Consider the following 21398-nt stretch of genomic DNA (forward strand, 5'->3'; position numbering starts at 1 on the left):
TCACTTTTTGCTAAGGATCCCAATGAACTTTGGACGTCACATTTCAGGTCAATTTAACGTCGAACTAGAGTCGATTCGTACCCATGTTCTTACCATGGGCGGCTTGGTTGAGCAGCAGCTCTCATTTGCGATGCAGGCTTTGCACAATGATGATATTGAGCTGGCACGTAAAGTCGTGCGTGATGATCATAAAGTGAATGCGATGGAAGTGTCGATTGATGAGGCGTGTACCCGCATTATTGCCAAGCGTCAGCCAACCGCAAAAGATCTGCGTTTGATTATGGCTATCATCAAGACCATCACCGACCTTGAGCGTATTGGCGATGTAGCAACTCGCATTGCCAGAGTGGCGATAGAGACGCCTTCATCGAAAGATAAGCTGTTTAATGTCTCTCTAGAGCCTTTGTGTCGTCAAGCGGTAAACATGTTGCATCAAGTGCTAGATGCGTTTGCTCGTATGGACGTCGATGCGGCAGCCACCGTATATAAAATGGATGATCGCATTGATACTGAATATGAAGCGGTGATCCGTCAGCTAATGACTTACATGATGGAAGATCCGAAGAATATTCCGCAGATCTTACAGGTTATGTGGTCAGCTCGCGCGATTGAACGTGTCGGTGACCGCTGTCAGAATATCTGTGAGTACATTATCTACTTTGTAAAAGGCAAAGATATTCGCCACTTAGGTGAACAGAGCATTGACGACGTGCTGCGTTAAAAGCGCAGCACAATACCGGTATTGAGGGTGGTGGAAAAATTGCTGCTGAGATAAGTTTTGTCATTATCGATGTAGTTAAGATCCATGCCCGCTCTCAATGCCAGATTATCATTCACATCTAACACCCAAGCCGCTGCCACACTCCCCCCAGAGCCTTCGCGATACTCGGTAGGTTTACTCCAAAAATAGTAACGGCTGCCTTCATATTTCACCCCACCGACTTCCAACTGAAAACCCAGCATAGGCACTTGCGGCAAATTGTATTGCGCGCCGATGCGATAGGTTTTTAAGCGGTCTTTGTCTGTCAAAATCTCTGCTGAAGTGTGGCTAATACCCGAAAAGTGCACAGTAAGTTTAAATCCAAATTAAAAAATAGATCTTTGTTCATCGGGGAATCTGTTGCCTCCTTGCAATGCTTTCATCCTAGCATCACAAGGAGTGACTGCACTATAGCGACGTCGCGAGAGATTAACCCAGAGTAGAGAGTGTTTTCACTACCTGGGCGATAGTTTGCGTTGAGGTAATGGGAACGATGAAATCATCCAGATCTTGATTACCCATTTTGGCTTGTTCGGCGATAAGCATCATGCCGCTGGCTCGTGTAGTTTTACCTGATAAGTGCAATTGAGTAATGCCAGTCATCGAAGCAATTTTTACCGCGTTATCAGGGGTTACGCCGGCGCCAGCCATAATCGCGAAGCGACCGTTTGCCAACTCAACCATCTGATTTAATATATCAATCCCTTGCTCAGCATTGGCTGCAAGTCCAGAGGTAAGAATGCGTTCACAGCCTAGCTCGGCAATTTGCTCAATAGCTTGGGTAAAATCACGGCACTGATCGATGGCACGGTGGAAGGTTATACCCAGTTGATGTTGGTTCGCTCGCTCGGCTAAGCGCTGGGCTTGCTGCATATCGATATCACCTTGGGCTGTTAAGGTGCCGAACACGACCCCTTGCAGACCTGCTTGCGCTGCAGAATCAATATCGAGCAACATAGCTTCAATATCTTCTTCACTATAAAGAAAATCACCTTGGCGTGGGCGGATCATGGCATAGACTGGAATGGTGGCAATCTTGGCGGCTTGTTGCATAAAACCAAAGCTTGGTGTTAAACCACCTAAAGCCAGTGAGGAACAAAGTTCAATTCGACTTGCACCACCGGTAATGGCGTAGTGCAGTGATTCTAGGTTGTCGATGCATACTTCTACTTGGCATGTCATTTTTAAATGCTCTTACAGATACAGATGTGATTATTTTAGCTAACTAGAGATCGCTGAATAGGGTAAAGATAGCAAGATTGATTTCCACAATTTAGCCGTCGCGATAGTCGCTGAGCTTCACTTAGCTGAATGGTGTTGTGGCGTGAAGAGGAAAATGCGCAAAGCAATATAGTATTGAAAGAGTGGGATAAATTTTGCGTAGAAATGAAAAAAGCCAGCTCGATGAGCTGGCTTTTCAATATGGTGGAGGGGGACGGATTCGAACCATCGAAGGCGGAGCCGGCAGATTTACAGTCTGCTCCCTTTGGCCACTCGGGAACCCCTCCAGGGTGTTTTTATCCTTAGCTGTTGTTTTCCCAACACAAACATCCAAGCTTTTCTCTCTACTGAGAGGAATATGGTGGAGGGGGACGGATTCGAACCATCGAAGGCGGAGCCGGCAGATTTACAGTCTGCTCCCTTTGGCCACTCGGGAACCCCTCCAGGGTATTTTTATCCTTAGCTGATGTTTTCCCAACACGGACAGCCAAGCTTTTCTCTCTACTGAGAGGAATATGGTGGAGGGGGACGGATTCGAACCATCGAAGGCAGTGCCGGCAGATTTACAGTCTGCTCCCTTTGGCCACTCGGGAACCCCTCCAAGGGATTTTTATCCTTAGTTGCTGTTTTCCCAACACGAACAACCAAGCTGTTTCTCACGACTGTCTCTATTGAGCGTCACAAGAAGAAATATGGTGGAGGGGGACGGATTCGAACCATCGAAGGCGGAGCCGGCAGATTTACAGTCTGCTCCCTTTGGCCACTCGGGAACCCCTCCAGGGGATTTTTATACTTAAGAGTTGTTTTCCCAACGCTTCCCTCAAGTGCGGAGCGCATCATAGCAAACTCATAAACACTGTAAAGCGTTTTTCTTCTAATTTTGAGTTGAATGGTGTCTTTTTCGACAAAGAAGCTTAGAAATGAACGTTTTGCTTGCTTGTTGAGCGGATAAATTTGCGAATAGTGTATGAGGATTTACATTCCTTGACGTTACTTGCCCTCTTTTGCGCGTACAATATTTGATAGATTATTCTGGAAGTATATCAACGATGAAAAATAAACTGATTTTAAGCTTACTGACGGTTTCAATTTTGAGTGCTTCGCCAGCCGTTTTGGCGCAAGGACCACGCGGACCTCAGGCAGTAACGGTTGTTACTGAGCAAGTCCAAACCCATCAAGTTTCTCAATCTCTTTCTTTAGTGGGTAAATTGGAAGCGGCTCAATCGGTGATGGTCTCTCCTGAGACCACGGGCAAAGTGGAAAATATTGCCGTTTCAGCGAACCAAGATGTCAAAAAGGGTCAGTTACTGATCCAATTAAATGATGACAAAGCGCGCGCGGCAGTCAAAGAAGCCAGCGCTTACCTTAGAGATGAACAGCGTAAACTGAGAGAGTTTGAGCGCCTTGTATCACGTAATGCGATTACTCAAACCGAAATTGACGCGCAAAAAGCCAGCGTTGAAATTGCCCAAGCACGTTTAGATGCGGCTAACGCGAACCTCAAAGATCTGCACATCAGTGCGCCATTTGCCGGTACGGTAGGTTTTATTGATTTTAGCCGCGGCAAAATGGTCTCGGCAGGGACAGAGCTTCTGTCTCTCGATGATTTGTCGGTGATGGAACTCGATCTGCAAGTGCCAGAGCGTTATTTATCTCAAATTTCAAAAGGTATGGCGGTGACAGCCACTACCAGTGCTTGGGGTGAACAAGTGTTTAGTGGTGAAGTGGTGGGCATTGACTCGCGTATTAACCAAGAGACCTTGAACTTACGAGTTCGAATTAACTTCCAAAACGACGAATTGAAACTAAAACCGGGGATGTTGGTCTCTGCCGATATGGACTTCCCAGCAATTAATGCGCCGATTATTCCAGTTCAAGCGCTGGAGTACTCAGGTACTAAACGCTTTGTCTACGTGATTGGTGACGATAATGTGGCTAAGCGCACGGAAGTAATTTTGGGTGCTCGCGTTGAAAACCAAGTTGTGATCAACAAAGGTCTTGAGATTGGTGAGCGTATTGTGGTGCAAGGCATTGTCAATATGCGTGATGGCGCAAGCGTAAAAGAGCAAGGTGCGAAACCTGCGGTTAAAGGTGACAAGTAATGTGGTTATCTGACGTATCGGTTAAGCGTCCAGTCTCGGCACTGGTGCTCAGCCTATTGCTTTGTGTGTTCGGTATTGTTTCGTTCTCGAAACTGGCCGTACGCGAAATGCCGGATATTGAAAACCCGGTAGTATCGATCAGTACCCGTTATGAAGGGGCATCAGCCACCATCATAGAAAGCCAGATCACCTCTATTTTAGAGGATCAGCTTTCGGGTATCAGTGGTATTGATGAAATTACCTCAACCACGCGTAACAGTATGTCGCGTATCACCATCACCTTTGATTTAGGTTATGACCTCAATACCGGGGTTAGTGATGTGCGTGATGCGGTTGCGCGTGCCCAGCGTGCGCTGCCTGAAGAAGCTGACGATCCGATTGTGTATAAAAACAACGGTTCTGGTGAGGCATCACTCTATATCAACCTGAGCTCGTCCGAGATGGACCGTACTCAGCTGACCGACTATGTTGAACGCGTGCTAATTGACCGTTTCAGCCTATTAACGGGTGTCAGCTCGGTCGATATCTCCGGTGGTCTTTATAAGGTTATGTACGTCAAGCTGAAGCCTGAGCTGTTAGCCGGTCGCGGCGTGACGACTGCTGATATCACCCAAGCGCTACGCAGTGAGAACTTAGAAAGCCCGGGTGGTCAGGTCCGTAACGATCAAACCGTGATGTCAGTGCGTACTGCTCGAACCTACCAACAAGTTGAAGACTTTGAATATCTAGTAGTTCGCCGCGCCAGCGACAATACGCCTATCTACCTCAAAGATGTTGCTGATGTGTACATCGGTGCTGAGAACGAAAACTCGACCTTTAAGAGCGATGGCGTGGTTAACGTCAGTTTAGGTATTGTGCCGCAATCCGATGCCAACCCATTGGAAGTTGCCGATTTAGTGCATGCCGAAGTCGAAAAGATCCAAAAGTTCCTACCAGATGGAACTCGCCTTGCGATTGACTACGACTCGACGGTATTTATCGAGCGTTCCATTGAAGAAGTCTACAGCACTCTGTTTGTGACAGGTGGCTTAGTGATACTGGTTTTGTATGTGTTTATCGGTCAAGCGCGTGCGACCTTGATCCCAGCCGTCACTGTGCCAGTGTCTTTGATTTCAGCTTTTATTGCCGCTTACTTCTTTGGTTTTTCAATCAACCTAATCACCTTGATGGCGCTGATCCTCTCAATCGGTCTCGTGGTGGATGACGCTATCGTGGTGGTAGAGAATATTTTCCACCATATCGAACGGGGTGAAAAACCTCTGCTAGCGGCTTACAAAGGTACTCGTGAAGTTGGTTTTGCCGTTATCGCCACTACGCTGGTATTGGTAATGGTATTTTTACCAATTTCCTTTATGGATGGCATGGTTGGTCTGCTGTTTACTGAGTTCTCGGTACTCTTGGCAATGTCGGTGATTTTCTCATCGTTGATCGCGCTAACGTTAACGCCTGTACTTGGCAGTAAGATCCTAAAAGCGAACGTTAAACCAAGTCGATTCAACCGCTTTGTTGACCGCGTCTTCTCGCGCTTAGAAGGTGGCTACCGTAAAACGCTTGCTGTGGCTTTAAAAGCCAAATGGGCTGCGCCTTTGGTGATCCTTGCTTGTCTTGGCGGCAGCTATGGTTTGATGCAACAAGTCCCGGCGCAGCTGACACCAAGTGAAGACCGTGGTGTGATTTTTGCCTTTGTACGTGGCGCGGATGCGACCAGTTACAACCGCATGGCAGCCAACATGGATGAAGTCGAAGAGCGTTTAATGCCGCTGCTTGGACAAGGCTTCTTGAAGTCATTTTCGCTGCAATCACCAGCTTTTGGTGGTATGGCTGGGGACCAAACTGGTTTTGTGATCATGATTTTGGAAGACTGGAATGATCGCACCGTGACCGCGCAACAAGCATTGGGCGAGGTACGTAAAGCGCTCAATGGCATGGCCGATGTGCGTGTGTTCCCATTTATGCCGGGCTTTAGAGGTGGTTCAAGTGAGCCAGTACAATTTGTCCTTGGTGGCTCAGATTATCAAGAGCTAAAAGGTTGGGCGGAAAAGCTGCAGCAACTTGCTGAAGACTCGCCTTACATGGAAGGTGCGGAGATTGATTACTCTGAGAAAACCCCAGAGCTGTTAGTGACAGTGGATAAGCAGCGCGCGGCAGAGCTAGGTATTAGTGTTGCTGATATTTCTGATACGCTGGAAATCATGCTTGGCGGTAAACGTGAAACGACCTTTGTCGAGCGTGGTGAAGAGTACGATGTGTACCTGCGTGGTGATGAAAACAGCTTTAATAACGCGGCGGATTTAACCCAGATCTATATGCGCACGGCATCGGGCGAGTTAGTTACCTTAGATGCCATCACTAAGATTGAAGAAGTTGCTTCGGCAGTACGTTTATCGCACTACAACAAGCAGAAATCGGTGACGGTGTCAGCTAACCTATCGGATGGCTACACCCTAGGTGATGCGCTTGATTACTTAGATCAGCAAGCGATTGATAATCTGCCCAGCGACATCAGCGTGAGCTACTCGGGCGAGTCAAAAGACTATAAAGAGAACCAATCGAGCGTGCTGGTGGTGTTTGCGCTGGCATTGTTGGTGGCTTATTTAGTATTGGCGGCGCAGTTTGAAAGCTTTATTAACCCGCTGGTGGTGATGTTTACCGTGCCGATGGGGGTATTTGGTGGCTTCCTTGGCTTGTTTGTGATGCAGCAAGGTTTCAACATCTACAGTCAGATTGGCATGATCATGTTAATTGGTATGGTAACCAAAAACGGTATCTTGATTGTGGAATTTGCCAACCAGCTGCGTGACCGTGGTTTGGAGTTTGAAAAAGCGATCATTGATGCCTCAGCGCGTCGCCTGCGCCCAATTATGATGACAGCGTTTACCACGCTTGCTGGTGCGATTCCATTGATTATCTCAACTGGTGCCGGTTATGAGAGCCGCGTGGCGGTTGGTACGGTGATCTTCTTTGGTATGGGCTTTGCGACATTGGTTACGCTGTTTGTCATTCCGGCGATGTACCGTTTGATTTCAGCGAATACTCAAGCGCCTGGTCATATTGAAGCTGAGCTGAAGCGCGAACTTGACCATGATGTCAAAGGGCGTGTTTCTCACGGCTAGCCAGTTAAAGGCTGAAAAACAAAAACCGAGGCATTGCCTCGGTTTTTTTATCTATAGTGACATCTTCGCTAGAGCAAAAATGTACTGTGCAAAAGTGCTTATGCTGCGTCTTCTTGCTGCTCTTCTGCAACGTCAGCCACAGCTTCAACTTTCTTTGCTTTCTTAGGCGCTGGGCGGCGTTTTGCGCCAAGTGCGTAAAGCACTTCTTCTTTGTTTTGCGCTAAGAACATCGCTAAGTCTTCTTGCTTCGCTTCGTCTTCTAGTAGTTCGCTTTTACCTAGCAGACCGAAAAGCTCGTCTGCCATATCCAGCATTTTGTCGTATGCGTCAGCGTCCGCTTTAGAGGTAAAAGTCATTTTCTCTTCTCCGTTGCGTTCTACCACGTACTTAACGATTACAGCCATGGTTATTCCTCTAGCTCGAATGAATGGTTGATTAATTACTGTCTTTTTATACAGTTTTTATTTGACTAAGTCTAGGTGAGGCAGCAAAACTGCGACTCACGTGCTTGCTAAATACACTTTCTAAACGTAAGGGCATAATTCTACTTATTGGCGCCACTGATAGCAAAACTCAATAAAGGCTTTCAGTAGTGGGCTTTGGTATTTTTCTTTATGCACCAGTAGCCAAAAGCGACGCTTCATATCGAGCGGCAGCTCAATGGTGACCACTCGACCATCTTTAATTGCTGGCGCAGCAGCGAGACGCGATAAGCAGCCCAAACCAAGTCCGGCAGAAACGCAGTTGATCAAAGCTTCTGTGGTATTTAATTGAAATGCTTCATGCCAATGTTCGATGCGCGGCGCGATGGCGCGCAGGAAAAACTCTCGTGAGCCCGATCCCGGCTCGCGTAAAATCCATTCGCTATTTTCTAAGTCGCCGACGCGCGGATTAGCCAGCTGCGCTAGTGGCGAGCTCGGGCTACAAATCACGCACATTTCATCTTGGCTAAACTGAGTAGAGATAAGTTCTGGGTGTAGGGTCTTTCCCTCTATTAAGGCGATATCGAGTTCGTATTCGACCAGCTTTTGACAAATTAATGCCGAGTTGGAGATAAACAAACTTTGCGCGTAATGGGCAGTTTGTTGGCGAAAATCACTGAGTAGGTAAGGCGCAACTTGATTGCCGATGGTATCACTGGCGCCGATACGCAGCTGTCCGGTTAAGGTTGAGTCATCATCGAGGAGCAGTTCGATATCTTCTACTCTATGCAGCAGTTCATCGACCAAAGGCAGTAATTTTTGTCCTTCTTGGTTAAGTACCAAGCGCTTATTCACGCGGTCAAACAGCGAATGTCCTAGCTGCTTTTCCAATTCAGACAGCGCCATACTCACTGCGGCTTTAGAAAGAAACAGCGCTTCTGCCGCTTCGGTTAACGTGTCGTAATGGTTGATGGTGGCAAAAACTTTGAGTTGTTTGAGCGAGATATTGACAGCCATAAAATAATGTTTAGTTAAATTGAACTACTGTTCTAAATAATTAGATGTAACTAAACAAAATACAAGCGTAGAATCCTTGCCAGAACAGAAAGAAAGTAAAGAGTGTGAACCATGATTAACGCAACTAAAGCAAAAGTATTCGGCGCGCCAACCCCAATGGCAGGTTTAGCGCTTGGTATTGCTAGCCTTGGCTGGTGCTGGGAAAACGGTGCGGCACTCAATGGTTATGGACAAATGACAGGGGCAGTGATCGCCTCAGTGCTACTGGTTATCTTGAGCGTAAAATTCCTTTTTCATCGCCACCTATTGGCGCAAGACCTTGCTCACCCTGTAGTTGGTAGCGTCGTCCCTACTTTTGCGATGGCAACCATGGTGGTTTCCAATGCGCTTGGTAAATGGTCTCCTGCTGCTGGTGATACGCTATGGTTGATTGCCGTAGCATTACACATTAGCTTCCTCGCAAGCTTTGTTTATCACCGCGCAAAAAGTTTTGAATTGTCACATATGGTGCCAAGCTGGTTCGTACCACCAGTGGGCATTGTGGTTGCGGATGTCTCGTTTTCAGGTAACCCACACTTAGCGTGGATAGCTCAAGCAACACTGATCTTCGGTCTAGTAGCTTATGGAGTGATGCTTCCAGCGATGATCTACCGTTTGATTTTTGCCGGTGAGATCCCTGATGCAGCTAAACCAACATTAGCAATTATGGCGGCGCCAGCAAGTCTCTCGTTAGCCGGTTACTTCAGCGTAACAGCCGATCCATCACCAGTGATTGTTGGTGTGCTATTTGGTATCGCAGTATTGATGACAGTGGTGATTTACTTAGCGTTTATTAAATTGCTTCGCTTACCATTTAGTGCAGGTTATGCCGCGTTTACCTTCCCTATGGTAATTGGTTCAACTGCACTCTTTAAACTCAGTGCGTGGATGGTTCACCTAAACGTTGCTGACCATTACATTGCACAAGTACACGCTCTGGCGGTGGGTGAGCTTTGGATTGCAACCTTAGTGGTGGGTTATGTCGCAGCGCGTTATTTCCACTTCTATCAACCACATCGGGTGATTGTGCGCAGTGAGTCTGCAGCGTAACTAAGACGCTAAAAAGTCAGATCTAGTCTAGGTCTGACTTTTTGTATAAAGAAGCTGCAACCTAGCGCAAACTCTCGTTTTTCCCTCAGTAAACCTTCCTTAGCTATGCTAATCTCAGCTCCATTGAGTCAACCATTTGAGCGCGCATTTTGTTTACTGTTTATCACTCCAACCAAGTTGATGTTTTAAAGTCGCTACTTGTTGAGCTGGTCAGAATTGATCCGCTGGAAAACCCTTTCGATAAAGAACAAATTCTGGTGCAAAGTCCCGGCATGTCTCAGTGGTTGAAGATGGCTTTGGCAAAGGAATTTGGCGTTGCCGCCAATATTGAGTTTCCGCTGCCAGCGACCTTTATTTGGAACATGTTTACCGAGGTTCTACCCGACGTACCTAAGCGCAGTGCATTTAACAAAGAGTCGATGAGCTGGAAGCTAATGCACATTCTGCCAACCATGCTCGACCTGCCTGAATTCGCACCGTTGCAGCGTTATCTGTTAGATGATCAAGACAGTTCTAAGCTGTATCAATTGGCGGAAAAAATTGCCGATATTTTTGATGGCTACCTAGTATATCGCCCAGAATGGATTGCGAGTTGGGAGTCTGGTCAAGTGGTAGCTGAAATTGGCGAAGAACACCCATGGCAGCCGATTTTATGGCAAGCGCTTTACGATCATACTGTGGCGCTGGAGCAGTCACCTTATCACCGTGCCAATCTTTATGAGCATTTCATCGATAGCCTAGAGAGTTACCAAGGTTCACTGGAAGGGCTGCCAAAACGTTTATTTGTGTTTGGTATTTCTTCTTTGCCGCCACGCTATATGGATGCGCTTAAAGCCCTTGGTGAACATATTGATGTCCACCTGATGTTTACCAACCCATGTCGCTACTACTGGGGCGAAGTGCGAGACCGTAAATTCCTCGCCAAACTGGCAGCCAAGCAGCGCAAACACTTGGTATGGCGTGATGAGCAATCGCACCATGAAGGGGAAAGCGAGCAGCTAAAAGGCTCGATTGAAGATAATCTTGCCGCTGCTGGCGATGAGCTGCACACCGATGTGGTGGGCAACAGTTTACTCGCATCAATGGGTAAATTAGGACGCGATAATATGTACTTATTGTCGCAACTCGAGTCCCATGAGATTGAAGCCTTTGTTGAGATTGAACGTGATTCACTACTGCATCAATTGCAAGCTGATATCTTAAATCTTGAAGAGCATCAAGATGATCATCAGCTGATCACCAGTCATCACAAACAAGCGGTGACGCTTAGCGATCACTCGCTGACGTTACACGCCTGCCACAGCCCAATGCGTGAAGTCGAAGTGCTGCACGATCAGCTCTTGGCAATGTTTGATGCCGATCCAAGTCTGAAACCGCGCGATATTATTGTCATGGTGGCAGACATCAATGCGTATAGTCCAGCTATCCAAGCGGTATTTGGTAATGCGCCGGGTGAGCGTTATATCCCTTACTCAATTTCCGACCGTACTGCTGACCAAGAGAGCCCAATTCTTGCGGCGTTTATGCAGTTGGTGAATTTGCCCAATACTCGCTGCCTAGCTTCAGAGCTATTAGAGCTGCTGGAAACTCCGACCATTTTAAGCCGTTTTGGACTCAGTGAAGATGAGTTCTTGCAAGCGAAGTTATGGGTAGAAGAGTCCGGTATTCGTTGGGGTTTAAACCCAGCCACTGGCGGTGAATTTGATTTGCCTGCCACTGCGCAAAACACCTGGCAGTTTGGTATCGAACGCATGTTACTCGGTTATGCAATGCCAGAATCGGCGGGTTTGTTTGACGATGGTGAGCAAACGCTAGCCCCTTACAATGAAGTGCAGGGGATGGGTGCTGAACTTGCCGGTAAGTTGGCGCACTTTATCGAAACCGTTAGTCATTACCGTCATGCGCTAGCGCAAACTCAAGGCATTGATAGCTGGCGACAGCTGTTAACCAGTATGCTTGATGACTTTTTCAGTGTTGAACTGGAAGGGGAAGTGGCGCTTAAGTCAATTCGCGATACCTTAGCTGCACTCAAAGAGCAGTTAGATGACGCTGCGTTCAATCAACCGCTGGCACCAAGCATTATGGCGCAGTACCTCAACAATAAACTCTCTGGTACGCGCGTGAGCCAGCGTTTCCTCGCTGGACAAGTCAACTTTTGTACCTTGATGCCGATGCGTTCGATCCCGTTTAAGACGGTTTGTCTGCTTGGCATGAATGATGGTGTCTACCCGCGTTCGATGCCACCAGAAGGATTTGATCTTATGAATGGTCGCACGCGTGCTGGTGACCGTTCCCGTCGCGATGATGACCGCTACCTATTTTTAGAAGCGACTCTCTCAGCGCAGCAAACCTTGTATATCAGCTATGTAGGGCGTTCGATTCAAGACAACACCGAGCGTGTACCATCGGTATTGGTGTCGGAATTAATGGAGTACTGCCATCAAAACTATTGTCTGGTTGGCGATGAAGAGCAGAGTGTGGATGACTCGGGTGATCAGCTTCTCGCGCATCTGCATCAACACCACACTATGGTGCCATTTAGTCCGACCGCGTTTAGTCATGATCAAGCCAGCTTAACTTATGCCAGCTACGCTAAAGAGTGGCTACCTGCGGCCAATCGTCTTGGTCAGCGCAGCGGTGAGTTTAACCGCGAGCTCAGTGATTATCTGTTGGATGTCACCTATCCACTTGAGTTGGATATGGTCGAGTTACAACGTTTTTGGCGCTTGCCAGTGCAGTACTTCTTTAATCGCCGCTTAAAAGTGGTTTTTGAGCCGCCACTGCCGATCTTACCTGACGATGAACCGTTTGTGTTAAATGGTCTAGAGAGCTATCAGATGCGTGATGGTTTGTTGCATCAGTTATTGGCTCAGCAAAGTGCCAATGACCAAGTGGTGCAGCAATTTGTTGCCGAGCAAAGAGCGCAGGGCAAACTGCCGGTGGCGGCATTTGGTGAGATTGAATTTGAGACCAACCGCGTGCAAGCAGAGCAGATGCTTGAAGCGCTGAGTTTTGTCTCAAATGCACCCAGTGACGATATTGAGATTAATCTCAGTCTCAATGTGCTCGGTGAGGACAAACTGGTCAATTTGCAAGGTTGGCTGACGCAAAACTACCAAGCAGGTTTGGTGCGTTACCGTAGCAGTAAGATTCGTCCGCAAGATTACCTCGCTGCTTGGATTGATCACTTGGCGATGTCGGCAATGGGCGTGGCTAAGCGCACCCACATGCTGGGTTACGATCGCAAAGAAGGCGTGGTGCACTTAGTTTATCCTGCGCTTGATGATGCCCAACAGGCAAAAAGCATGCTTTCTGAGTTGGTGCGACTTTTCTATCAAGGCATGACTAAGCCTTTGGCTTATTTCCCGAAAACCTCATTGGCTGCGATAGAAGCGGGCTTTAGTCGTGGTGGCGAATGGGCGGATGATGAAGAAAAGTCACTGAAGAAAATGGCCGATGCGTTTAACGATAGTTTCATCGCGCCAGGCGAAGGCAAAGATACTTATATTGCGCGCATTTGGCCGCAATGGAATGAGCAGTTAGCACAAGAGGTGCGCACGTTGGCTGCGCTTGTGATGCAAGCACCGAGATTACAGATGCGAGATGCACACGATGTATAACGGGGAAAAGCAAAGGAATAAGTGGCCGCCAGAAAATCATTATTTTGTGTAGGGCGTTCGCTGTACGGCCACAGGTCAGAGGGACCATGATTCGGTTGGTTACAGTATCGCTTGCGATTACTGAACACGTGGCGCGGATAGTAAAGCCTTAGCAGAGGATCTTCTGTGAGTGCGATCCCATTAAATCGGAATGATGGCTGCAACGTGCAGCTAAACCGCCAATATCACGATTAGATCACACCAAGTGGTGTGAATTAATTGCTTTAAAAGTTACATAAAGGTTTGATTGTTATGACATCTTCATCAGTTGTCACACCATTGGAAACAATGACATTTCCACTACATGGTGCCAGATTAATCGAAGCGTCAGCAGGGACAGGTAAAACTTTTACCATTGCTGGCTTATATTTACGTCTTTTACTTGGGCATGGTAGCCAAGAAACGCGCCACCAAGTTCCTTTGACGGTCGATCAAATTCTGGTGGTAACTTTTACTGAAGCGGCAACCGCCGAGTTGCGCGATCGTATTCGGGCGCGAATTCATGATGCGCGCATTGCCTTTGCCCGCGGTGAAAGTAGCGATCCGGTGATCCAGCCTTTATTAACTGAAATTAGCGATCATCAACAGGCGGCGGCGATTTTGCTACAAGCAGAACGTCAGATGGATGAAGCGGCGGTCTACACCATTCACGGTTTCTGTCAGCGTATGCTGACGCAAAACGCGTTTGAATCTGGTAGCCGTTTTGACAATGAATTTGTCACCGACGAAAGTCATCTTAAAGCGCAAATCGTGGCGGATTACTGGCGTCGCAACTTCTACCCATTGCCATTAAAACTGGCGGGTGAAGTGCGCTCAATTTGGGGCTCGCCAGCCGCATTGCTTGGTGATGTTTCCGGTTATTTAACTGGCGCGCCACTGAAACTCTCGGTTGAGGCGATGCAAGGTGATTTGGCTGAGCTGCATCAAGCTAACCTTGAACAGATTGACCAACTTAAAGCGCAGTGGTGCAGTGAGCAAAAAGACTACCATGATCTGATTGCGAATTCGGACATCAATAAGCGCAGTTACAGTAAAAAATCACTGCCGACATGGCTTGCAGCTGTCGATCAATGGGCCAGTGTTGAAACCACCGGTTATGACTACCCAGAACAGTTAGAAAAATTTGCTCAGAATGTACTTCTAGAGAAAACGCCTAAAGGCAGTGCACCACAGCATCCGGTGTTTGAATCGATAGAAGCGTTTCTCGCCGAGCCGATTAGTCTGAAAGCGCCACTGCTCGCCCATGCAATTGAACATTGCCGCACTATGCTAGCCAAAGCCAAGCAGCAAAAGCAGTGGCTCTCTTTTGATGACCTACTGACCAACTTATCGGCGGCGCTTGATAACGATGATGATGGCTTATTGGCAGGGCGCATTCGCGAGCTCTATCCAGTGGCGATGATTGATGAATTCCAAGATACCGACCCACTGCAATACAGCATTTTTAGCCGCATTTATCTTCCGCATCCTGAGTGTGGTTTGTTTATGATCGGCGATCCTAAACAGGCGATTTACGGTTTCCGTGGCGCTGACATTTTTACTTATATCAAGGCGCGTAATCAGGTTTCGTCTCACTTTACCCTCGGCACTAACTGGCGCTCGAGCGCCGATATGGTCGCGGCAGTTAACCAAGTGTTTGCTTTGCCCGATAGTGCCTTTATCTATGATCAAGATATTCCCTTTATCCCTGTCGCCGCCAGCCCAAATGCCGATAAGCGTCAGTGGCAACTGGGCGGTCAGGTTCAACCTGCCTTGACCTATTGGTTGCAAGAGGCGGAAGACAAACCGCTCGCCAAAGGCGAATACCTTGATGCGATGGCACAAGCGACCGCTGATCAGATCCAGACCATATTAACCGCTTCCCAGCAAGGGCAAGCGAGTTTTCACACAGGTAAAGCTGAACACGCGATTCAAGCGGGCGATATTGCGGTGTTGGTGCGCACCGGTAGTGAAGGACGAATGATCAAAAAAGCGCTGGCGAAACAGGGTATTGCCAGTGTTTATCTCTCTAACCGTGATAGCGTATTTAGTGCCACGATTGCTCAAGATGTGCAGCGTTTGCTGCAAGCGGTGTTAACCCCAGAAAATGACCGCGCCCTGCGTGCCAGTTTGGCTTCGGAATTGTTTGCACTGGATGCTGGCAGTCTTGATGCGCTCAATAACGACGAAAGCGTGTGGGAAAACGCGGTTAATGAGTTTAAAGAGTATCGCAAACTGTGGCTGCAACGCGGCGTACTGCCTATGCTGCGTGCGGTGATGAGCAAACGTCATGTTGCTGAACGTTTGTTAGAAGAAGAGAGTGGTGAACGCCACTTAACCGATTTGATGCACCTTGGTGAGCTATTGCAGCAAGCGAGCGGCGAACTCGATAGCGACCATGGTTTGCTGCGTTGGTTGGCGCAAGCGATCAGCGATGCGCAAAATGGTCTTGGCGGCAGTGAGGATCAAATTCAGCGTTTGGAATCAGAGCGCAATTTGGTGCAGATCGTCACCATCCATAAATCGAAAGGTCTGGAATATGACTTGGTGTTTTTGCCATTTGTGCTGAGTTACCGTGAGGCAAGTGAAGCGAAATACTACGATGCGCAAACTGACTCGACCATTTTAGATATCACTAAAAATGAAGCGGCACTAGCACAGGCGGACAAAGAACGTCTAGCGGAAGACTTACGTCTGATCTATGTAGCCTTAACCCGTGCGGTTTATGGCTGTTTCATTGGCGCGGCGCCACTGAGAAATGGTCGCTCAACCAAAGAGCCAACGGGCGTACATAATAGTGCCATGGGTTACTTGCTGCAAAACGGTCAAGCGGGTGGCATTAGCGATCTCACTCAAGCGATTGAACAACAAGCGAAAGCTTTAGCATGTGTCACGCTAAGTGGCTTACCTGACAGTAATGACGTGCCATTTGTTGCCGAGCAGCAACAGCCAGCGACTTTGCATGCGCGTGAGTTGGCGCAAGAGATTGATCGCAGCTGGCGTATTACCAGTTATTCAGGGCTGATTAAACAAGGTTCGCACCATTCAGCCGATGATGATTTACTTCGGCTTGATGTCGACTCCTCTCAAGAAGAGGATGAGCAAGAAATGCTAGAGCCTGAGCGTTCAATTTTTACTTTCCCACGTGGCGCGCGTCCGGGTACGTTTTTGCATAGCTTGTTTGAAGAGGTAGAGTTCACCGAACCTGCCAACACTGAAGCCAATCAACAAGCGATCATCGCTTTGATGGAAAGTGAGCAATTGGATCTTGAGTGGCTGCCAATTTTGCAGCAACTGGTGGATACCGTATTAGCCACGCCACTGGATGGTAAAGAGTTACGTTTAAATCAGAAATCACCCAGCCAACGTTTAGTTGAAATGGAGTTTCTGCTGCCGATTGAAGTATTGGCATCCGCGGAACTGAATCGCGTGATTCAACGCAACGATACCCTTTCGGCGAAAGCGGGCGATCTCGGTTTTCAAACCGTGCAGGGTATGTTGAAAGGTTTTATCGACTTAGTGTTTGAGCATCAAGGCAAATACTATGTACTCGACTGGAAGTCGAACCATCTTGGTGATGAGATCCACGACTATCACGGTGATGCGCTGCGTCAAGCGATGGCGGACCACCGTTATGATCTGCAATATCAAATTTACGCGCTCGCCTTACATCGTTTTCTGCGTAGTCGCTTAGCCAATTATGATTATCAGCAACATTTTGGTGGGGTTTACTATTTATTCTTACGCGGCATGGATGGGGAAGGGGAACATGGTATCTTTTCCGCGAAACCAAGTTTGCAATTTTTAACCGAATTAGACCAACTGATTGATGGCGAGACCATTGAAGTACGTGGCAATTCCGCAGGACAAATGGCGCTAGATCTATGAGTAATGTTATCACCCCTTCGTTATCTGCTGAGCCACTAGGCAATGCCCCACTTATGGCGACGCTACAACGTTTGGCACAAAAAGGTTCACTGCGCCAGTTGGACTACCAATTAGCGCGCTTTATTTTCAGTAAATCTCACAGTGATCAATTAGCGTTTATTGCTGGAGTGGTGAGTAGTGAGCTGGGCAAAGGACACATTTGCTTGCCGCTGCGTGATGCGCAATCGCAACCGGTCGATCTTGCTAGCAAGCTAGGTTTGTTTGGCGATGCGGCGTTAGAGCTTAACCAAGTATTAATCGCGATTGATTGGCAGCAACTGCTGAGTCACTCTATTTGGGTTGCCAATCCGACTCACAAAAAGGCTTCAGCTTTACCGTTGGTGTTTGACGGTGAGCGAGTTTATTTGCACCGTTACTGGCATTATGAAGTGACACTCGCCGAGCGATTAAATAGCTTTGGGACACCGATGATCTTAAAGCCTATCGAGATCCAAAAGCTGACCAATTTGCTCGATCATTTGTTCGCCCGCAGTTACCAATACTTGTTTGCCGCCTTAAGTAGTGCGGCGAAAAATCTAAACCTTAGTCAAGTGCAGCGTCAGCAGTTAGTGTGTGATCATTTAGATGTGGTTGAAGATAGCTCACTGGATTGGTCGGCAATTGATCAAGTATTGCTGCAAGCAAAACGCGCCGAACAATTGGCACCATTGGATCAGCTGGTTCCTCAAGCGGTGTGTGTCAACTGGCAGAAAGTTGCGGCTGCGATCGCGTTGACTAAACGTTTTGCCGTGATTTCGGGTGGTCCTGGTACCGGTAAAACTACTACGGTGACTAAGTTGCTGGCAGCCTTAATTGAACAGGCGCAAAACTCTGAGAGTGGTGTTAATGTCGTTCCTACTATCAAGCTGGTGGCTCCAACGGGTAAAGCCGCGGCTCGCTTGACCGAATCGATTGGTAAGGCGGTAGCTGAGCTGCCGGTTAGTCCAGAGCTAAAAGCGGCGATCCCGACCGAATCGAGCACCTTGCATCGCTTGTTAGGTGCATTGCCAAATAGTGTCGAGTTTCGCCATAACCAAGCAAACCCGCTACACCTCGATATTTTGGTGGTCGATGAAGCGTCGATGGTTGATTTGTCGATGATGTACAAGCTGGTGGATGCCCTGCCAAAGCATGCTCGTTTGATCTTGCTGGGCGATAAAGATCAGCTCGCTTCGGTAGAAGCTGGCGCAGTACTGGGCGATATTTGTTCGTTCCATCAATATGGCTATAGCAGCCAGCAAGGCGAACTGATCGCTCAGCTAACTGGCTTTAATACTCTTGCGCAAAGTCCGCAAAAAGGCAGCCAAGTCGGCGATAGTCTTTGTATGCTGCAAAAGAGTTATCGTTTTGATGCGCGCTCAGGCATTGGTCAGCTTGCTAAAGCCGTCAATGCGGGTTCGGGCTTTAAGTACGATGCCGTGTGGCAGCGTGACTTTGCTGATATTGCCCAGTACCCACTTGATATGCAGCACTACAATCAGCTGATTCAAACCATGGTCAGTGAATACAGTGTATACCTCAAGCGCATCGCCAAGCGCGAAGTGAATCCTCAAACCGAACAGCTTGAATCTGTCACAGCTTTGGCAAAGGCGGGTTTAGACGCGTTTGCTGGTTGCCGTCTGCTGTGTGCGATACGCGAAGGCGATTTTGGCGTGACAGGCTTAAACCAGCGTATTGAACGTGCGTTAGTCGCGCGCAAACTGGTGCAAACTCAAGATGAACTTTGGTATCACGGTCGACCAGTGATGATCACCCGTAACGATCACGCTTTAGGTTTGTATAACGGTGATATCGGTATCTGTATTTGGGATGACTCGCTGGAAGAACCGCGCTTAAAGGTCTTCTTTGAGTTGCCAGATGGTAGTGTGAAATCGGTACTGCCAAGTCGCGTGCCAGAGCATGAAACAGCCTACGCGATGACGATTCACAAATCACAGGGTAGTGAGTTTGAGTTTACTTTGATGATTTTGCCAAAAGAGTTTAGTCCGATTTTAACCCGGGAACTGATATACACCGGCATTACTCGCGCGAAAAAACGTTTGGCGATGTACGTTCAACCTGATGTGGTTAAGCGGGGTATCAAAGTGATGACTGAGCGTGCCAGCGGCTTGGTGGAAAAGCTGAAAGGTTAATAGAGAATAGAGAATAGAAAAGGCTGAAAACCATCCTTGGTTGTCGCCAGCAAAGCGAAGGTTTAGTTATATCAATCGGGTAAGTAATCAATTAGTAAGAGTGCTTACTTGTTCTGATTGCTATCAGTTAAATGCGGTAGTAAAAGAGATATTGCGGATCTTGTATTGGTCTTGATAGGTCAGAATAAAGTCTTTCAAGCTCTCAGTTACAGGGAAAACGCAATGCACGCTGAGGTCGGTCAGCAATTCGTTTTCAGCCATATCCCAAAAGCTTTGCAGCGAGTTACAAATTACGGTTTTCATGATGTTTGCTCATAGTTGACGTTGTTGTTATCTACTTAAAGCAATCCATAGCCAAATGAGTGATTCCAATCTAGCTTCCTTGAAAGCGGGTGAATAATATACAACTCTTGTTGTGAAATAAAGCTCATAATTAAGACATTCGACTAAAAAGACCATCTTTTTCGATGGTCTTTTTTTGACCAATCGTTTGCTGGTAAAAACAGCTGATTTACGCGGTAGCCTATGCGGTTCTGATCGCCAAGATTTTAGAGTTACGTTGATAGTTGTAGAGGTTCTTTTTCTGTGATGGTAGCGACTCGACACCCACCTCATAAAAACCTTGTTCTCTAAACCAGTGCAAGCTGTGGGTGGTTAACACAAACAGTTGGTTGATCCCTTGCTGCTTACATTGCTGGCGCATATGGTTTAGTAAAATAAGTCCACGGTTGCCATCACGATATTCTGGATGAATGGCAACACACGCCATTTCAGCCATGCTGTCTTCCTCATAAGGGTAGAGCGCGGCACAACCGATAATAAGACCATCTTTTTCAATAATGGTGAACTGGTGGATCTCTTGCTCTAATTGCTCACGTGAGCGACGAACCAAGACCCCTTGCTCTTCCAATGGACGAATCAGATCCAAAATACCACCGATATCATCAATCTTTGCCAAGCGCACTCGCTCAGAGCTAGCATAAACAATCTGCGTACCGATACCATCAAGTGAAAACAGTTCTTGGATCAGCGCGCCATCAACCTTATAGCTCACCAAGTGGCTGCGCGGTACGCCGGCACGGCATGCTGTGATAGCTGCACGTAAGAAACGTAAGCTACCCGAAACATTGTCATTGGATTGATCAACGTCTTGCTCTAGCTTGTCTAAGATCTGCTCTGCTTCGCGCGGCACGAGTTCAGCAATGACATCACCGTGTTCGTCCAAAATACCTTGCGCTGAACAAAAACCGATGAGTTTATCTGCATTAAGGCGGATAGCGACTTGGGTAGCAACCTCTTCTGAAGTGAGGTTAAACGACTCGCCGGTTACTGAACTGGCAATGGGGCCGAGTAGCACAATTGAGTCTTGCTCAAGCATGCGGTTGATGCCAGAAATATCGATGCGGCGAATTTTTCCGCTATGACAATAATCGATGCCATCATCGACTCCAAGCGGTTGGGCAATCACAAAGTTACCACTGACCACATTGAGTTGCGTGCCTGCCATCGGGGTGTTGCTTAAGCTCATAGAAAGCTGTGCCGTGATTGCAAGCTGCAATTGTCCTGCCGCTTGCATAACTAGTGGCAATGAATGCTCATCAGTGATTCGAATATCTTTATGGTAGGCATTATTAATATCGTTATTCGCAAGGATAGAGTTGATCTGAGGTCGTGCACCATGTACCAGTACAATCTTAACACCCAAACTATGTAGTAGGGCTAAGTCGCTGATTATATTTTTGAAATTACCATCTGCTACTGCTTCTCCGCCGAGCATGATCACGATGGTTTTACCACGGTGTGCATTAACGTAAGGAGCAGACTGACGAAATCCTTTTACAAGTGCGGTACTACGTATTTTCACATCAAGTCCATCTTTGGTGAATTTGTATGTAATTATAGTGCAAATTTATTCCGAAATAGGCAAGTGTTTTTTTGGAATAGATATCCAATATTACACAGCTAAAATTGAGGCAG

At 47.5% G+C, this 21398-nt stretch carries 13 protein-coding genes and 4 tRNA genes; 7 read left to right on the forward strand and 10 right to left on the reverse strand.

Features of this window, described 5'->3' with window-relative positions; all coding sequences use genetic code 11:
• Nucleotides 1–22 precede the first annotated feature (22 nt).
• Nucleotides 23–721, forward strand: a complete 699-nt coding sequence (gene phoU, locus DPF93_RS11920; protein ID WP_114766389.1) for a phosphate signaling complex protein PhoU — start codon at nucleotides 23–25, stop codon at nucleotides 719–721.
• Here phoU and DPF93_RS11925 read toward each other — a convergent pair.
• The 6 genes from DPF93_RS11925 to DPF93_RS11950 all read right to left on the reverse strand — a co-directional run bounded on the left by DPF93_RS11925 (nucleotide 718) and on the right by DPF93_RS11950 (nucleotide 2759).
• Nucleotides 718–1029: a hypothetical protein gene (locus tag DPF93_RS11925; RefSeq protein ID WP_244204718.1), complete on the reverse strand. Its 312-nt coding sequence runs from the start codon at nucleotides 1027–1029 to the stop codon at nucleotides 718–720. The genes phoU and DPF93_RS11925 overlap by 4 nt on opposite strands.
• 160 nt (nucleotides 1030–1189) lie before the next feature.
• Nucleotides 1190–1942, reverse strand: coding sequence for a copper homeostasis protein CutC (locus tag DPF93_RS11930; RefSeq protein WP_114766390.1), 753 nt, complete (start codon nucleotides 1940–1942; stop codon nucleotides 1190–1192).
• Nucleotides 1943–2183: 241 nt separating this feature from the next.
• A tRNA-Tyr gene (locus tag DPF93_RS11935) sits at nucleotides 2184–2268 on the reverse strand.
• A 72-nt stretch (nucleotides 2269–2340) separates the two neighbouring features.
• Nucleotides 2341–2425 (reverse strand) — tRNA-Tyr (locus DPF93_RS11940).
• Between the two features lie 72 nt (nucleotides 2426–2497).
• Nucleotides 2498–2582: transfer RNA gene (locus DPF93_RS11945), tRNA-Tyr, on the reverse strand.
• A 92-nt stretch (nucleotides 2583–2674) separates the two neighbouring features.
• A tRNA-Tyr gene (locus tag DPF93_RS11950) sits at nucleotides 2675–2759 on the reverse strand.
• Between the two features lie 271 nt (nucleotides 2760–3030).
• Between DPF93_RS11950 and DPF93_RS11955 the strand changes: the two genes are divergently transcribed.
• Both DPF93_RS11955 and vexH read left to right on the forward strand, forming a co-directional pair.
• Complete coding sequence (locus DPF93_RS11955) at nucleotides 3031–4083, forward strand: efflux RND transporter periplasmic adaptor subunit (RefSeq protein WP_114766391.1); 1053 nt, start codon at nucleotides 3031–3033, stop codon at nucleotides 4081–4083.
• The gene (gene vexH, locus DPF93_RS11960) at nucleotides 4083–7196 is read left to right on the forward strand and encodes a vibriobactin export RND transporter permease subunit VexH (protein ID WP_114766392.1); all 3114 of its coding nucleotides are present in this window, start codon (nucleotides 4083–4085) and stop codon (nucleotides 7194–7196) included. The genes DPF93_RS11955 and vexH overlap by 1 nt, the downstream gene beginning before the upstream one ends.
• Before the next feature lie 98 nt (nucleotides 7197–7294).
• Here the strand turns inward: vexH and DPF93_RS11965 are convergent, their stop codons facing one another.
• Together DPF93_RS11965 and DPF93_RS11970 are read right to left on the reverse strand one after the other, a co-directional pair.
• Entirely contained in the window at nucleotides 7295–7600 is a 306-nt protein-coding gene (locus tag DPF93_RS11965) for a YebG family protein (RefSeq protein WP_114766393.1), read from the reverse strand.
• A gap of 144 nt (nucleotides 7601–7744) precedes the next feature.
• The gene (locus DPF93_RS11970; protein ID WP_114766394.1) at nucleotides 7745–8635 is read right to left on the reverse strand and encodes a LysR family transcriptional regulator; all 891 of its coding nucleotides are present in this window, start codon (nucleotides 8633–8635) and stop codon (nucleotides 7745–7747) included.
• Between the two features lie 111 nt (nucleotides 8636–8746).
• On the opposite strand from DPF93_RS11970, the gene DPF93_RS11975 reads away from it, so the two are divergent.
• The 4 genes from DPF93_RS11975 (at nucleotide 8747) to recD (ending at nucleotide 19421) form a co-directional block, all read left to right on the forward strand.
• Complete coding sequence (locus DPF93_RS11975) at nucleotides 8747–9724, forward strand: TDT family transporter (RefSeq protein ID WP_114766395.1); 978 nt, start codon at nucleotides 8747–8749, stop codon at nucleotides 9722–9724.
• A gap of 149 nt (nucleotides 9725–9873) precedes the next feature.
• On the forward strand, nucleotides 9874–13344 hold the full coding sequence (gene recC / locus DPF93_RS11980) for an exodeoxyribonuclease V subunit gamma (RefSeq protein WP_114766396.1): 3471 nt from the start codon (nucleotides 9874–9876) through the stop codon (nucleotides 13342–13344).
• A gap of 291 nt (nucleotides 13345–13635) precedes the next feature.
• Nucleotides 13636–17250, forward strand: a complete 3615-nt coding sequence (recB, locus tag DPF93_RS11985; protein WP_114766397.1) for an exodeoxyribonuclease V subunit beta — start codon at nucleotides 13636–13638, stop codon at nucleotides 17248–17250.
• Nucleotides 17247–19421, forward strand: a complete 2175-nt coding sequence (recD, locus tag DPF93_RS11990) for an exodeoxyribonuclease V subunit alpha (RefSeq protein WP_114766398.1) — start codon at nucleotides 17247–17249, stop codon at nucleotides 19419–19421. The genes recB and recD overlap by 4 nt, the downstream gene beginning before the upstream one ends.
• 123 nt (nucleotides 19422–19544) lie before the next feature.
• Here recD and DPF93_RS11995 read toward each other — a convergent pair whose 3' ends face one another.
• On the reverse strand, nucleotides 19545–19724 hold the full coding sequence (locus DPF93_RS11995) for a hypothetical protein (protein ID WP_114766399.1): 180 nt from the start codon (nucleotides 19722–19724) through the stop codon (nucleotides 19545–19547).
• A 220-nt stretch (nucleotides 19725–19944) separates the two neighbouring features.
• Nucleotides 19945–21285, reverse strand: coding sequence for an amino-acid N-acetyltransferase (argA, locus tag DPF93_RS12000; RefSeq protein ID WP_114766400.1), 1341 nt, complete (start codon nucleotides 21283–21285; stop codon nucleotides 19945–19947).
• Nucleotides 21286–21398 lie beyond the last annotated feature (113 nt).

It is taken from the genome of Vibrio rhodolitus (genome assembly GCF_003350325.1).
Lineage (GTDB): Bacteria > Pseudomonadota > Gammaproteobacteria > Enterobacterales > Vibrionaceae > Vibrio > Vibrio rhodolitus.

Coding starts and splice junctions, on each gene's coding strand:
- DPF93_RS11995 (WP_114766399.1), bottom strand. CDS start 19,724: ATGAAAACCGTAATTTGTAACTCGCTGCAAAGCTTTTGGGATATGGCT.
- DPF93_RS11955 (WP_114766391.1), top strand. CDS start 3,031: ATGAAAAATAAACTGATTTTAAGCTTACTGACGGTTTCAATTTTGAGT.
- DPF93_RS11975 (WP_114766395.1), top strand. CDS start 8,747: ATGATTAACGCAACTAAAGCAAAAGTATTCGGCGCGCCAACCCCAATG.
- vexH (WP_114766392.1), top strand. CDS start 4,083: ATGTGGTTATCTGACGTATCGGTTAAGCGTCCAGTCTCGGCACTGGTG.
- phoU (WP_114766389.1), top strand. CDS start 23: ATGAACTTTGGACGTCACATTTCAGGTCAATTTAACGTCGAACTAGAG.
- recB (WP_114766397.1), top strand. CDS start 13,636: ATGACATCTTCATCAGTTGTCACACCATTGGAAACAATGACATTTCCA.
- recD (WP_114766398.1), top strand. CDS start 17,247: ATGAGTAATGTTATCACCCCTTCGTTATCTGCTGAGCCACTAGGCAAT.
- DPF93_RS11930 (WP_114766390.1), bottom strand. CDS start 1,942: ATGACATGCCAAGTAGAAGTATGCATCGACAACCTAGAATCACTGCAC.
- DPF93_RS11965 (WP_114766393.1), bottom strand. CDS start 7,600: ATGGCTGTAATCGTTAAGTACGTGGTAGAACGCAACGGAGAAGAGAAA.
- DPF93_RS11970 (WP_114766394.1), bottom strand. CDS start 8,635: ATGGCTGTCAATATCTCGCTCAAACAACTCAAAGTTTTTGCCACCATC.